Origin of the sequence: Methylomonas koyamae, from assembly GCF_019669905.1 — a bacterium.
GTDB lineage: Bacteria > Pseudomonadota > Gammaproteobacteria > Methylococcales > Methylomonadaceae > Methylomonas > Methylomonas koyamae.
In genome coordinates, this window is record NZ_AP019778.1 from 78,650 (window position 1) to 91,879 (window position 13,230).

Annotated in this window: 13 protein-coding genes; 1 reads left to right on the forward strand and 12 read right to left on the reverse strand. The window is 53.3% G+C overall.

Translation table 11 applies throughout. The features are described 5' to 3' along the window. Positions 1–14 precede the first annotated feature (14 nt). Positions 15–962 carry a conjugal transfer protein TraF gene (gene traF / locus MKFW12EY_RS22140; RefSeq protein ID WP_221054693.1) on the reverse strand — a complete coding sequence of 316 codons (948 nt, stop codon included), beginning with the start codon at positions 960–962 and terminating at the stop codon, positions 15–17. Between the two features lie 108 nt (positions 963–1,070). Here traF and MKFW12EY_RS22145 point away from each other — a divergent pair, with 108 nt between their 5' ends. Beyond that, positions 1,071–1,598: a hypothetical protein gene (locus tag MKFW12EY_RS22145; RefSeq protein WP_064023745.1), complete on the forward strand. Its 528-nt coding sequence runs from the start codon at positions 1,071–1,073 to the stop codon at positions 1,596–1,598. 133 nt (positions 1,599–1,731) lie between these two features. On the opposite strand, the gene MKFW12EY_RS22150 is transcribed toward MKFW12EY_RS22145, so the two are convergent. The 11 genes from MKFW12EY_RS22150 to MKFW12EY_RS22200 form a co-directional block, all read right to left on the reverse strand. After that, a complete protein-coding gene (locus tag MKFW12EY_RS22150) occupies positions 1,732–2,682 on the reverse strand; it encodes a S49 family peptidase (RefSeq protein ID WP_054759586.1) in 951 nt (316 codons plus the stop codon). Positions 2,683–2,687: 5 nt separating this feature from the next. Next, positions 2,688–3,707, reverse strand: coding sequence for a hypothetical protein (locus MKFW12EY_RS22155; protein ID WP_157199215.1), 1,020 nt, complete (start codon positions 3,705–3,707; stop codon positions 2,688–2,690). 11 nt (positions 3,708–3,718) lie between these two features. Beyond that, the gene (traN, locus tag MKFW12EY_RS22160; protein ID WP_054759582.1) at positions 3,719–6,517 is read right to left on the reverse strand and encodes a conjugal transfer mating pair stabilization protein TraN; all 2,799 of its coding nucleotides are present in this window, start codon (positions 6,515–6,517) and stop codon (positions 3,719–3,721) included. Position 6,518: 1 nt separating this feature from the next. After that, positions 6,519–7,583: a TraU family protein gene (locus tag MKFW12EY_RS22165; RefSeq protein WP_140911926.1), complete on the reverse strand. Its 1,065-nt coding sequence runs from the start codon at positions 7,581–7,583 to the stop codon at positions 6,519–6,521. Then, the gene (locus tag MKFW12EY_RS22170) at positions 7,576–8,682 is read right to left on the reverse strand and encodes a TrbC family F-type conjugative pilus assembly protein (RefSeq protein ID WP_221054694.1); all 1,107 of its coding nucleotides are present in this window, start codon (positions 8,680–8,682) and stop codon (positions 7,576–7,578) included. The genes MKFW12EY_RS22165 and MKFW12EY_RS22170 overlap by 8 nt, the downstream gene beginning before the upstream one ends. Before the next feature lie 43 nt (positions 8,683–8,725). After that, positions 8,726–9,253, reverse strand: coding sequence for a S26 family signal peptidase (locus MKFW12EY_RS22175; RefSeq protein ID WP_054759578.1), 528 nt, complete (start codon positions 9,251–9,253; stop codon positions 8,726–8,728). Next, positions 9,240–9,545, reverse strand: coding sequence for a hypothetical protein (locus MKFW12EY_RS22180; RefSeq protein ID WP_157199214.1), 306 nt, complete (start codon positions 9,543–9,545; stop codon positions 9,240–9,242). Before MKFW12EY_RS22180 ends, MKFW12EY_RS22175 begins: the two co-directional genes overlap by 14 nt. Next, the gene (traC, locus tag MKFW12EY_RS22185) at positions 9,535–11,934 is read right to left on the reverse strand and encodes a type IV secretion system protein TraC (RefSeq protein ID WP_054759577.1); all 2,400 of its coding nucleotides are present in this window, start codon (positions 11,932–11,934) and stop codon (positions 9,535–9,537) included. Before traC ends, MKFW12EY_RS22180 begins: the two co-directional genes overlap by 11 nt. Further along, a complete protein-coding gene (locus MKFW12EY_RS23365) occupies positions 11,927–12,115 on the reverse strand; it encodes an RRXRR domain-containing protein (protein WP_054759575.1) in 189 nt (62 codons plus the stop codon). The genes traC and MKFW12EY_RS23365 overlap by 8 nt, the downstream gene beginning before the upstream one ends. 126 nt (positions 12,116–12,241) lie before the next feature. Beyond that, positions 12,242–12,553, reverse strand: a complete 312-nt coding sequence (traA, locus tag MKFW12EY_RS22195) for a TraA family conjugative transfer protein (RefSeq protein ID WP_256360532.1) — start codon at positions 12,551–12,553, stop codon at positions 12,242–12,244. Between the two features lie 113 nt (positions 12,554–12,666). Then, positions 12,667–13,221 carry a TraV family lipoprotein gene (locus MKFW12EY_RS22200; protein ID WP_157199213.1) on the reverse strand — a complete coding sequence of 185 codons (555 nt, stop codon included), beginning with the start codon at positions 13,219–13,221 and terminating at the stop codon, positions 12,667–12,669. Between the last annotated feature and the right edge of the window lie 9 nt (positions 13,222–13,230).

Genomic DNA, 13,230 nt, shown 5'->3' on the forward strand with positions numbered 1-13,230 from the left:
ATGAATAGAAACGGTTAAGGCAGCACGGGTTGCGCGCGCAATGCCTCAACCAATCGGCCAGGATCGTTCATTACCGGCTCGGTCAATGTCCCCGCCTCCGGAATCAAAAAAGTTGAATCTGTCACCCCGCGCGCCGTGCTAAACAGCCGGTCCGATATCCACCCGGCATTCTTGGCCGACAGCAATACCCTAGAGGTCAAATCGTCCAGCGACACAACGCCTTGGGCAATCGGCAAGATTTCGTTTGGGGGCTTCATTAAGAACAAAGCCGGAGTAGACATCACGCCTAACGCCTTTGCCTGTCCAGTATCCGATCTGAATTGCTTATAGAATCCCGACGGCATCGGCTTGCCATCCAAAGACACCGGATAAATTTTGAAACCGAAACGCTGCTCCAACACCGTTAACAAGGGCGCTTGCGCTTCGCAAAAATGGCAATCCGAACGGAAAAAAAACAAAAGGCCCGCTTGTTTGGATATCGTCGACATGGCCTGTTCATTCGCCTGTGTCGCCATTTGATTGGCGGCATTGGACGCAAAGGTGGCCAGCGGCCGCCGGTTATTCTCGTCCAGCCGCGGATCGCTCATAACTACTCGTTGCGCCACAGAGGCAAACTTCTGGGCTTTATCCATCATTACCCGTTGCAAGTAGTAGTAAGCCGCCACGTTCTTTTCAGTGGGGTTATCGACGGCGGCGTCCTTGTAGTGTTCGAGATTTTTTCTAAACCATTCAGCAGAGAGGTATTCGGGCGGCCGAGGGGGTTCAGAGGGAGGATTAGGATTTGATGAAATCTTTTCCTCTGTCTGAGGCGGACTGGGAGTTTGCTCTATACTAGTGTCAGGAGTTGTTTCACGCCAAAACCATCCCCGCTGTTTGTCCAGAAAAAAAGACGGCTCTCCCCCATCGGATCGAGCCGTCAACGGGAGCAGCAGGCACAGCAATAGGAGCAGACATGGATTCATGGTTTCATTATCTCGTTTTTAAAAATTCAAACCCGCTGGCTAAATGCCTCTGAAATTCACCTACTCAGGCCCCCTGGCCGTTTCAATCCCTTTTCAACGAGTACCCTGATGATCGATGACATGGAAATTTCTATTTCGAAAGATGAATACAGGTTATTACTGGAGTTTTTGTTCTTGGCTGACAGGTGCGTGCTCAGTGCAGAACGGAAGAACCTCAAGTCCACCGAGCCTTATCGCGCGCTGATCGAAAAACTTTTGAGCTACGCCGAACGGTTCCAATGTGCCGATTTGGTCGTCGATATCCCCGGACTCCCTCACCGAATGGTGTCCGACTCCTTAGAATCAAAACTCATTTACAAAATCTTCAGCGAGTCGTTAAATGAGGATCAATTCTGGTTGAAACTCGCCCATGCTCTGGCAGTAAGAGACGTCGACGCCGAATTAGGCGCGATTCCTTCTCAGCCCCAAAGCTCACCCGGACAAACCGAATTGGATGAAATGCGCCTGTTCAAGCTGGCCGAAAAACTCCTCGAATGGCGTAACGAATTGCTCCGGAACGGCCTCAGCCGCTTAGAGTTACGCGCTCCGACGGCATTCGACGTGGTGAGCCCAAAAGGCCGATCCGACATCAATTAAGCGCGGCAATCACCGACTTATCCACAAAATCTGTGGACAAGCTTGTGACAAATCAGTCAATCATCGGCAAACGCCCCCACAATTCAACCAGTTAGAAAACTGTGTAATATTTGGGCAATCTCTCTGTCATCCCCTAGGTCATCGGCATAGCTGCAAGCATTGACACCAGACCCATCACGGTGGATATCGCCGAACTCGCGGTGGCCTGAATCTGGCTCAATTTACTGAACACATCGGCCGGCTGAGTGTAATCGACGATTTTCTGGAACTTCAGGATTTGTTCCGCCACGCTGCGGCGATCGCCCATACCATCGACCAAGCCAAGTCCTAACGCGTCTTCTCCGCTCCAGACCATTCCCGTAAAGAGATTCGGATCGTCTTTCAACCGATTCCCGCGGTGCGTTTTCACCACCTCGATGAATTGGTGGTGTACGTGAGACAACATGGTTTGCAGCTGTTCGACGGCTTCGGGTTCCGGGTCGGAGAACATATCGCCGACGCCCTTGAATTTTCCAGCCGTATACAATCGGCGCTCAACGCCCAGTTTTTGCATGATGCCGGTAAATCCGAACGAGTCCATTCGCACGCCGATCGATCCGACCATGCTGGCCCGATTGGCATAGATTTCATCACCGGCCACTGCTACGTAGTATCCGCCGGAGGCGCCAAGGTCGCTGATCACGGACACTACTTTCTTATCCGGAAATTTTGTTTTTAGGCGTAGCACTTCATCGAAGATCATGCCGGCTTGTACCGGCGTCCCGCCGGGACTATTAATTTCCAGCATCACAGCTTTCGCCTGATTCTGCTCGAAGGCGGTGCGCAAGCTGGCAATCACGCTATCGGCATTGGTTTGGCCGTCCGGGGCGATTTCGCCGCTAATACGCACCATCGCGACATGGGGTCGATTCCGGTTAGTCAGAGACGACCAATTGGAGTAGACGGACAGTCCTAAAAAACTCAATACCGCCAATAGCGATAGCGTTCTAAATGCGGTATTGATGCGCTGGGTTTGGCGCATGACATCCGCGTTGCTTTTGACGATTTCTAGCAAGGCGTTTACGGTAGTCGAGTTTTCGGTCATTGTTTTCACTCCAGAATTTCATAGTCAATGGAATTTCGGATATCCACCCAATAGCTCGGCTGCGATATCGCGAATAATCGCCCTTTCCAGGCTGCGAGGTGTTGTCCTTCACTGAGACACCAAGCGAATAACCAATGGCCGTCGGCCGTCATGCCGCGCAAGACTTGACGAGCTTTCGGGTTATCCCACGCGGTTTGTCCCGCATCCTGAAACTGATTCGCCGGATCGAAGGTGGCCGGTACCGGTGGCGCCCGGCGGATTACCAGGCTGTGGGCGGTGGCCACGCTATCGTCTTTGTCCGTGGCACTTTGCAAAATTACCGGGTAACCTAAGATTTCGTCGCGCGCGGGATCGCGGGGCGCCGGTTCCATATCGGCGAGACGCAACACTGCCCACAACGGTTCGGCGCCACCCGTCAGGCTATACACCCGCCAGCGTACGTTTTTGTCATCGCCGCAGTTATCCTGACACGTCGCCGTCAATCCGGCTTGCCGCACAGCGGTTTCGAAGCGGCGAATCATATCCAAGCGAGCAGTGACCGGGATGCTGAGTGAATTGGCATAGCTCTCGTCCATATACAAGCGGCCATACACTTTGTACAAGTCGGCCGGCTTTGCAGAGGGTGTTAACAGGCTCAGTGCCAATCCCGCCATCCCGATGCCAGTGCTGACGTCCATTCCGGCCGGGGACAACGGTGCGCCAGTGGCTACCGCCCCAACGAAACTGGCGTCTTCGGCCATATTCCGTATCGGATTGGTCGCACCGGCTGGTATCGCAGCCATTGCCTCTTTGCGGGTCTTAAACTGCTTGGCCTGGAATTGCTGATTCATTAAATCCTGAACATCTTGCCTTTTACTCCGGCTACCGAGTACGTCGCGAATTAAAAACGAAATTTGATGCGCTTCCTCGGCCGGCAGCACTTTGCGGTGTGCCTCCGAAATCACAATGGGTCGGGAGGCCGGAGCGCACGCCGTCAAGGACAACACGATGGCGACGGCGAGCGATCGAGCGGTGGTTGATGTCATGGCAGTTTTCCTTAAGGTTGAGATGGAGCGAGACCTGGACCCATGGACCAGCCTTGCTCCTCCGCGTCTTGCCGGGTCTGATTCATGTCGATGCCTTGCAACCGCAGAACATTGCGGTCCGCCGTATTGCGACGGTCGCCCTTATAATTCAAATCGGAACTGGCGCCGGTCAAGACATCCAAATTGAGTTTTTCCGGGGTTTGCGCCGTCGGTAAGCGCCCGGTACTGGTGAGAATACCGATCCATTCGCTCAGGTTGACCTTGCTCCAATCGACTTTTTGCAGTTCGCTGATTGCAATGCCTTCGCATTGGGGCGACTTAGGCGGACCGAAATCCTTGCCTAATTGCGGCCGGATTTGTTCCTGCAGGATCCTGGCCAACGGCGAGTTGAAACAACAATAGGCGTAGTTCTGTTGTACGCACATCCCCAGTATTTTGGAGCCGCAATACTGCCCGACAAAACTACAGGCTTTCACGGCGTTTTTGGCCATCAAATCGTATTCCTTCTGCTCGCACTTGTAGATCATTTGTACGACCATATTCAGAATTTGATAGATGGCATAGGCGATCATGATGACGTTGAGCATCGTCCCGATATAAGCCGCCCCTCCTCCTAACTGGAGGTTCGCACCAGTCCCTTGCAAATTACCGGCCGCATCCACAGCTGAGGACGCCCCTTGACTACCTGCAACACTGAATAGCGCATTCGCTGCTTGTGGACCAAAAATATCAGCAGTCCAGGAAACCATTTTTTCCATAGCCATATTCCGCAATGAACTGACCACATTAAAATACGCTGATTTAGAAAAGGTGGCCGTGCACTCGGAGCCAATGTTATCGACGACAGAATCGAGCTCAAGCAACACATTATCCCAGGCTGTTTTAATGGGGGTATAAACCGCCTCACCGGCATCGATCAAAGGGTCGCTTAAGGTTTGCCATGCCCCGCGAATCGGGTTGGTTTTATCCAAGCGCATGACAATGTTGTGGGTTTTACTGACCTTGTACATCAGATCGATGTACTCGCCGATGCCGATGGAGGTCGGCGATTTACAGCAATCGATTTCACTGGTCAGATTGACTACTTTGCATGAGCCTCCCTTGCCCTCGAAGACCTTGCAGGTGGTCACATCTTTCGGATCGCTACAGGTTTTATCCATCGCCGCTTGTTGTGCCGAATTCAACGCGGCCAAGGCATTGGTAAAATCCTGGCTTTGTGTACGGGTAATATCAACACAATCTTCGCCCATACAGCGTACCGTTTCGCCGCAGTCCGGTTTCACGGACGCCGTCGCCTTTATCACGCCGAATTCCTTTCCGCAATCATAGGTATCCTGATACAGCCAGCACTTTCCGCTAGCGCCAATCGTCCCGTCGACGCACTCGGATCGGACGAAGGCACAGCCGCGCGCTTCCAGGGTTGCGCAGGTCTCCGGCACCTGAGCTTCAATATCGCTGACGCACTGTTTAGTTCCGTCCGGCTTTGTCCAACACGGAATATCGTTGGAATTGCACGTCGCGGTCATGGTCGCTTTGGTGCAGGTTTCCGGAATATTTTTGAAAGGTGCGTCTTTGAAATTCGGTTCGCACACCCACATTTGCCCCACCGAAGTGGTGATGGCCATGCAATATTTGTCGCCGATCTTGATCCCGGCGTTGATATCACATGTGGTTTTCACGTTTTTGCAAATTCCGTCGTCCGCCGCCTTAATTAGGTTCTGGCAGGACTTGTCGTTCATGGTCCATTCGTCCCGAATAATAATTTTCAGCGGATCGTATTTCAGTCGGATTTGCGCAAAGGCTTCGCCGCATCCTGAGACCAACGCCTCCGCATTGAATTTCAGGATGGAATTCTTCCGGGCGTTGACAAAAGGTTCTGTCACATTGATGTTGGGATAGGCCTGCCAACTGGTCGACATTTCGCACTTGGGCGACGGTGCCCAGCCGTTGTAACCCGTCCAGACCAGCTGGTCATTGATATGAACCCGCATATAGTCATCCCATTGGGCATACAGGATGGTCGCGGAAATGATCGCTTCCGGATGCTTCACAATGTATTGGCTGGACACAGTGGGATGGGCGCAGCCGCCGTCGCACCAGTAGTTGTCACCCACAATGCCCACCCAAAGATCCACGCATCCGTCCCCACAGGATGCAATTTTGGTTTCGCCTTGGGCCGGTAGAATGACCGGCTCTAGCAGTACATCGTGACTGGCGACGCAGGTATTGGTAATGGGAGGGTTACGCCGACAGGTTTTGTAGTCCGGTTGCGTGCCTTTACCGGGGGTGAGTGTCGCCTTGACCTCCTTATTACAGTCGGTGAAATATTGCGAGAACAAATCATGGTTCTGCATGACATAATCCGTCGTTCCCCAGATGGGATCATCGAATAGATTGGGATGCGCCCGATTCGCCGACTTGATTAGAGTCCGGTACGCTTCGCCGGTATGGCTAGTTTGGCTTTCCATGCTCGTTTGCATGTCGTTGCCGGCTTTGATGGTCGCTGCGTTTTTGCCGTACAACTGGGTGAAGGTCGTGGCGTTACCCGTTTCTGAATCCGGATACAATTCGCTGATCGGGACCGATACGTCCTTACCGGTATTGGGAAAAAGGACCAAGCTTTTTTGATCGGCGCTGAGTGTCGGCATTACAAACCCGCTGACGGCGCTTTCCCCGGTTTGTTGTCCAATTTTGGCTGATTCGCTCATAGTGTCAGCGACCACCGCATGGGTCGGCACCCAAATCAACAACACCATCAAGAAATGGCAAATGGCTCGGGTAGATGTGCGCTCGGAAAATTCGATAGCCATCTTAAAATCCTAGACAGCAGTCAGTCCATCGCCACAATATGTAGACGTGGTATTCGCCGGAACCGGGATAAGAATGGCCTGCTCCCCATAGCAAATCACTTTCGCCAATCGCATGTTTGCTCTGGGTATCGGCCACTGGGTAAAACATGGTGGTAGCGTATTGGGATTTCGGAATAAACGGGGAAATCGTCCCGCCGCAGACGTGATCATCGCCAACGGTTCTATGGGCTAGGCCGCGCCGATGCAGTGCGGCCGTAGCTCTTGTCATCAATAAACTGCTTTGACGCGGCGCAATGCCTTCACCGGGATGGGCGTGACCGGACAACGGATAGATGCCACCCCAGGCCCCGGCGCACCAGAACATTTCGTCAATCGGCCGGCCGGCGGACGCCGCAACAGCATCGAACGAACACGCCGCCAATGCCACCGGATTCGCAAATAATACGACCTCCGGATTGGTGAAGAATGCCAATTCATCGTTGTTCCAGGTCGGATCCAGTTCCGAGACATACAGCAAATCGAAATCTTTGTATCCGTCGGCAAAGCACCGATCTTCCCAGAATAGATCGAGCATGACGTATATCGGGAATGCGTAATAGTGATAATTCAGGAAGACTATTTCATCAGTGTCGTACACAACAGGCGACGAACCGCCCCACAATCGCACATTCGACTGATTGATTTTTGTGCCGCCAAGCGTCGGCGCGCACCAAGGATTCGGCACCAACTCCACGACCCTGGCCGGACCCCAATAGCCCATGGTCATACCCACTTCCGGGATAAGCTCTTTGCCGTCGCAAACGCAGTAGACATTACTGGCGGCGGACGACGGAACCAAATCGTCGCCCACGGACGAATCGCCGCTACCTTTTGTTTGCGGTGCGCGAAAATCCAGCACACCGCCGGCCAGCCGAATCGGAAACAAACATCCCCAGCAAATATCGGTAATCAATTTCCCCGACCAGAGTTCCGCGTCCGGACATAGGGCGTCCGCAGCACTTGACTGGCCCGAACACAAACACGCACACAGCAATACAAGTTGCAACCACGTCGCTGGTTTAGTCATGGCCTGCCACCGCGATTTCTCTAACTTTGATGTGCATGCCGTCTTGTTCGACGACGCTGGGAACCGCTTCGAGATTAAAACGTTGCCGCACGTCGGCGGTGAGTAAGAACACCGATTGTCCCAACCGCTCTTCGAGCGCATTAAACGCCTGCCATCCTTTGTCCCGTTCCAGACTGGTAATCAAATACGTCACCGGACGACCTGTCATCGCCTTCCCCTCGCGCTCAGCCGCCGCGACTTGATCGGGTTGCGTGGCATCGAAGACCACCAGACGCTGGGTAAACGGCAGTTGACTCAGCGGATTGATGCGCTGCCCTTGTCGGACGATGATCTGTCCTGCCGGGGTGACAACGTCTCTTGGCGCCGTCACGGTGATATCAATCAACCGCTCGCGATCTTGCTGTGCCGCTGCGAGCGATAATAGTTCGGCTTTTTGCCAGAAATGGGCCTGTGCTTCACGTTTCTTGGCGGTCCAATCGATGCCGGCCATTCGCGTCTTCATCACCTTGATCAAGTCCAGCTCGGCGATAGCCTGAGTATCGCCGTGTACGCCCAGATCCACGACTCGATCATCCGGCGCCGGACGCGATTTTAACTGTGCCTCCAACCAGGCGATATCGGTAACCCCTTCCACCTTGGCCACAACACGGTCGCCCTCCTCCACCGTCAAACTCGGCACCACCTGAATGTGGGCATTCTGAAAACGGGTCGGATCCAGTTCGATAGACGGAACCCTCTGAGCATCCAGCGTTTGCGCCAAACCATGAATTTCGCGAATAAATTCCTGCACCCGCTGACCGTCGCGAATACCCCTGAAAACCACTAACACATCGTCTCGGCCGGCGGCCGCTTCGAATAGATTGAGCAGGCCGGTCCGACCCAAGGACGTCGAAGCGTACAGGACATAATGCCGGCGTTGATCACGCTTAGGCTTGGCGAAGGGTTGCGGTGAAGGCGCATGCTTTAAGGTTTCCAAGGCCAGCGCCTTGGCATTCGCCGCGTGCGGATTGGCATCCAACCAGGCCGGACGCGGTCCTTGTTGAGCGTGCTGCATCAACGCCTTCGAACGCTCGAGCCAATCGGTATCGGCGCCGGCCATTGGTACCGACCCACCGATCAATACCGCCGCCACCGCTATGGGCTTAAAATGGCAACGCATAGACTTTGCCTATAATCTGATCGGGATGCACCACGCCCCAATAGCGGGAGTCGAAGCTATTCTCGGTTGTGCCTGTCACCCACAATTCGCCGTCTGTGACAATCTCGGTCCGAATAAACGCGGCGGCCGGTTGCTTTAATTTACCCGCCAACGCCAACCCTTCGGAGACCACGCTACCGTTCACTCGCGCGGTTTGAGTATCGACCGTTACGGTGTCGCCACCCACACCGGTCGCGATCTTGATCACGATGTGGGTAAACGAAAACCAGGGCGCCATGGCCATGCGTTGATCCGCGGCAAACGCCACCAGATCGTCTCGGCGAATGTCTTTGGCGTAGGTGTCGACCACGAACCAGCGGTGATTGCCGGGCAAACACCGATCTTTCTGATCGTCGATACCAATGCGAAACCGATTTTCGAGATAAGCACCGCCAATCACAATCGCGATCAGCGTCGGGAGGGCTTTTTTAAACCAAAATACTTTTTGATCGAGGGGGTTACTCACCGACATAGACATCCTCCGGCGCACCGACCACCATGTTCGCATCGACCACCACGAAACCGGAATCCACCAAATGCGAGATTTTGGCCTGCCATTCATTCATGGCCTGCTTGATGGCATCTTGACTGGCGTCTTTCGACAGATTTCGGGTCCACCCGGTCCGGTCTATCACGAACACCGGCGTCAATAAGTTCAGTTTTTCCAACTCGGTCGATAGCGAATGCCTTACCAGCCAATAGCTGGACGCCACACTGACGGCAATGGCGGCCAAAACAACGGCAATCAATGATTTAAGCGACATGGCGTGTTTCCTGTTGTAGCAATAAATGGCGGATGGCGGCATCGGTCGAATAGCCTTGCCGTTTCAGATTTTTGATCGCGTTGACGTGTTCGGCCTTGGTGGAATACAGCAAGCGTTTGTAGGGATCGACCACCAGACGGGCGATGCCTTGACCGTATTCGGTGATAAAGAAAATTTCCGAGTAGACGCCGGGGATAGTGTGAACCGATTTGAGCAATTGGATTCCGCCATCGGAGAGCGGCAGACGATTCTCGTTTTTAATGGTGTCGATCGCTTCCGGTTTTTGACCTAACAGATACATATTGGCCGAGTTCTCGACGATGGCTCGGCCGGTCGGCGAGCGATACAAATCGTTGACCGACTGGGTAATCGTCACCGCGGCACCTCCGTATTTTCGGAACCGTCGATAACCATGTTCAATGAAGGTCGCTGCGTCCCCCATACTCAATAAATCCCAGGATTCGTCGATGATCACGATCTTGCGCCGATCGCGCTCTCCGAGATACATTTCCTGTTGGATCTGATAGATCAATTGCAGCAACACGACTTGTTGTAAGTGTTTGCGCCCCTTCAATTCCTCCAACTCCAACACGGTAAAACTATTCTGAAACCGAACATTGTTGACGCCGTTGAAGAACCGGCCATATTCGCCGGTCGACGTGAAGGGAAAAAGCTGTTCGCCGACATCCTTCAGTCTTTGGTCGGATTCCGCCCGCAACCGCTGAGCGATATCGTCGACGGTCATCTTTTGCGCCATTTCATCCCATAGCCCTTTTAAGATCCGCTTTAATCCGGCGGTCTGAAAGTCGCTGAGTTTTTCGGTGGGTGCCGCCATCGCGGTGACCAGTCCGGCCACCACATCGGCTTCATCTTCCCAGTTTTGCACCAACTCGAAGGGATTCAGGCAAATCTGTTTGTCCGCCGTAAATTCCATGAATTCGCCGTCCAGCGTGTCGGCCAGATTCTGATAGGAGCGGCCGACGTCAATTACCCAGATCTGCGCCCCTTCGGTGAGATAATTGACGATAATTTCATTGGTCAGAAACGATTTACCGGACCCCGATTGCGCGGCGATGCAGCAATTGAAATTCGATCCGGAATCAAATAACGAGACATTGACCAGTTGTCCTGAGCGCGAAATAAAGTTGAGTACCGGCGAACCAGTCCCCGACCAATCGGCAAACATCGGCAACAGCGGAATGGCGTGACGGGTTGCCATCGTGATATAGCGGTTACTCACTTGCACTTGGCTGAGTTCCGCGCCCAAGGGCAGGCAATTCAGAAAATATGGCAAACCAAAATACCGGTCTTCGAGCAGCTGAAAACCCAGCTCCCGGTAATAGGTGCGTGCATTGGACACGGCTTGGGATTCTTCATGAGGATCGCAGAACAACACCATGCCGAAATAAGTGCGGATGGGGCGATCACCATCGTTCAGCGCATCGAAGAGTAAGTCGAAATTGTGTTTTCGGATCGCTAACTGCGGAACGATATTTAATAGCGGTCCCACCGCCTGATTGGCGGTGAATTGACGCTTGGTCTCCAATTTCATCCGTGTGGCTTCCGAATCCGGGTAATGCAGTGTGACGGAGATCAACACATTGTCGCGAATACCACGGGCTCCGCTCAGTAGATCCCCCAAATAGCTCAGGGCCGAGCCAAAATACACTTGATCCGGCAGCCGTTTGACCGATAAGGTTTTAACCCGTTTGTTGCCAAGAGTCACGCCGGTCTGATCGACCGCCAGTTCGTTATCGAAATCGAATAATTGTTCGCGGATCAATTTACGCGGATCGCACTCGGGCACCACCAGATCGTGCCAGCTGGCTTCGGGGTGCCAATTCAACATCGTGTTCAACAGACGGACATACACGTCGGCCGTCAATGTCTTTGGCCTTAATCCACTCGTCGCTAACGCTTGAAACGCGGCCAAGAGCAATTCCGACGCATGTCTCAATTCTTTCTGAGTGGGTTTTGCCCCCGACAACGGTATCTTTGCAGTCACCAGCACATGAAACCGCCTAACCCGTGTCGGCAAGGCTTTATCGATCGGATGCTGAGTCGCCCCACGCAGATAGTCCACATTGGAAGCCACCAAGGCTTGATACAACGGATTTTGTTGCTCCATTCGGCGCGTCTTCAAGGTGGCCATCACCGTGTCGATATCGGGCGACGCCCACAAACCCACCTGGAGCAAGGTGTCGATCGGCCATTCCTGATTCAACAAGACGTTGATGCGATCGGCGATCGACGGATCGTTTCCGAAGAGCGGCTCGCACAAAAAACCGAATCCCAAGCTGGCGTCTTCTCCCAAAAACAGATTGGTATCGGGATCGAACGCCAACACGGAGAATAAATTGTCGATTCTGTGGTAACTTTGTTTAGGCATCGGGGTTTACGCTTCTGTTTAACTCTATCGAGTAAGGGTTAACGGTACGGACCTTCGCTTGCTTGTTTTTGATAAGCCTTCTGGCTCTTGCCGCATTACACGGCACCAGCTCGGTGCCATCGCTGCTAAAAACCTGGACCTTTAACCGGCCATTCTGGTTATTCCGAGGACTCACTTTCATGCCCCATCCTGAAAGTCAGATGGCGGTTTCCCGCCGGACCTCGTTATCCAAGGTGTGATCACAATCACTTAAAGGATTGCAATTCCAAACCCAGATCACGGTCTATCGATTACGGAATCGATAGGATTACCACGTCGCGGTAACGACGGCGTTGATGATGCCAGGGGCGGTAAACAAACCCAGACCGGCGGCGACACCGACCGCAAAACCCATCAGGGAATTGCGCAATACGCCGGCAATCAGCCCGACGACGATAAACGCCGCCGCAATCAATTTGCCCAACGATCCTTGCATCCAGTTGGTCAACAAGGTGTACACGGCGTTGAATTCGGTACTACCGGTACCGGCAAACGATTCGGAGGAAAACAGAAACATTCCCGCCACGGCGACAAGGGCGACCAACATTTTGATCTGTACCAGATTTTTCATTTGTTTCATGGTTATACCTTTCAGAAAAGTGAGTAAATAGGCTTTAAACCCAAATCTCGGGCGCGGCAACGCCCGGTTGGCGATCTAACGCCTGACTCACCTTCTGGTGGTTTAACCGATTGCTAAAACGGCGATTTTGCTTTTAACAGCGACTCGAATCCTTCCGGCATTTTGCCGCCCCCTCCCCCCATTTTTTTACCGTCCACCAGTCCATCGAGATCGAATTTGTCCTTTTTAGGCGGTTCACGTTGTTCCACTTGCAGGGCACGCAATTGCGGATTTTGCGTTACAGATTTCTTGCCGATCATCCAACGTCTCGGCTCTATCTCGGTAAACACATAACCGGATACATTCAAGTCGCCGTCTTTGTCCTCCCAGGGCGCGATCCAGATTCTCATGACTTCGGATGGCGTGCGTATCGGGGTGGGATCCTCGATATGCGGCACTGGCGATTGTTCCCGGCCACTGCCGGTCAGGGTCACCGGTTGCGGCTTGGTCGCTTCGCTGGGTGCAGTTCCCTCACCGGAAGGCAACGCATTATCGGTAACTTGATAGGCGCGTTCGGTGGACATACAAATCGGATCATCTGGCATCCCTTTACAACCATACGAATCCGGAATCAGCGTACAAGCACCGAGTAGTGGTACCAACACGATCAACAAAACTGATCTGAACATGCGTTTCAC

Bases quoted from the DNA above. Each gene is read 5' to 3' on its own strand.
- MKFW12EY_RS22150 (WP_054759586.1), bottom strand. From the start codon at position 2,682: ATGACCGAAAACTCGACTACCGTAAACGCCTTGCTAGAAATCGTCAAA.
- MKFW12EY_RS22155 (WP_157199215.1), bottom strand. From the start codon at position 3,707: ATGACATCAACCACCGCTCGATCGCTCGCCGTCGCCATCGTGTTGTCC.
- MKFW12EY_RS22165 (WP_140911926.1), bottom strand. From the start codon at position 7,583: ATGACTAAACCAGCGACGTGGTTGCAACTTGTATTGCTGTGTGCGTGT.
- traF (WP_221054693.1), bottom strand. From the start codon at position 962: ATGAATCCATGTCTGCTCCTATTGCTGTGCCTGCTGCTCCCGTTGACG.
- MKFW12EY_RS22180 (WP_157199214.1), bottom strand. From the start codon at position 9,545: ATGTCGCTTAAATCATTGATTGCCGTTGTTTTGGCCGCCATTGCCGTC.
- traA (WP_256360532.1), bottom strand. From the start codon at position 12,553: ATGAAACAAATGAAAAATCTGGTACAGATCAAAATGTTGGTCGCCCTT.
- MKFW12EY_RS23365 (WP_054759575.1), bottom strand. From the start codon at position 12,115: ATGAAAGTGAGTCCTCGGAATAACCAGAATGGCCGGTTAAAGGTCCAG.
- MKFW12EY_RS22170 (WP_221054694.1), bottom strand. From the start codon at position 8,682: ATGGCCGGCGCCGATACCGATTGGCTCGAGCGTTCGAAGGCGTTGATG.
- traN (WP_054759582.1), bottom strand. From the start codon at position 6,517: ATGGCTATCGAATTTTCCGAGCGCACATCTACCCGAGCCATTTGCCAT.
- MKFW12EY_RS22200 (WP_157199213.1), bottom strand. From the start codon at position 13,221: ATGTTCAGATCAGTTTTGTTGATCGTGTTGGTACCACTACTCGGTGCT.
- MKFW12EY_RS22175 (WP_054759578.1), bottom strand. From the start codon at position 9,253: ATGTCGGTGAGTAACCCCCTCGATCAAAAAGTATTTTGGTTTAAAAAA.
- MKFW12EY_RS22145 (WP_064023745.1), top strand. From the start codon at position 1,071: ATGATCGATGACATGGAAATTTCTATTTCGAAAGATGAATACAGGTTA.
- traC (WP_054759577.1), bottom strand. From the start codon at position 11,934: ATGCCTAAACAAAGTTACCACAGAATCGACAATTTATTCTCCGTGTTG.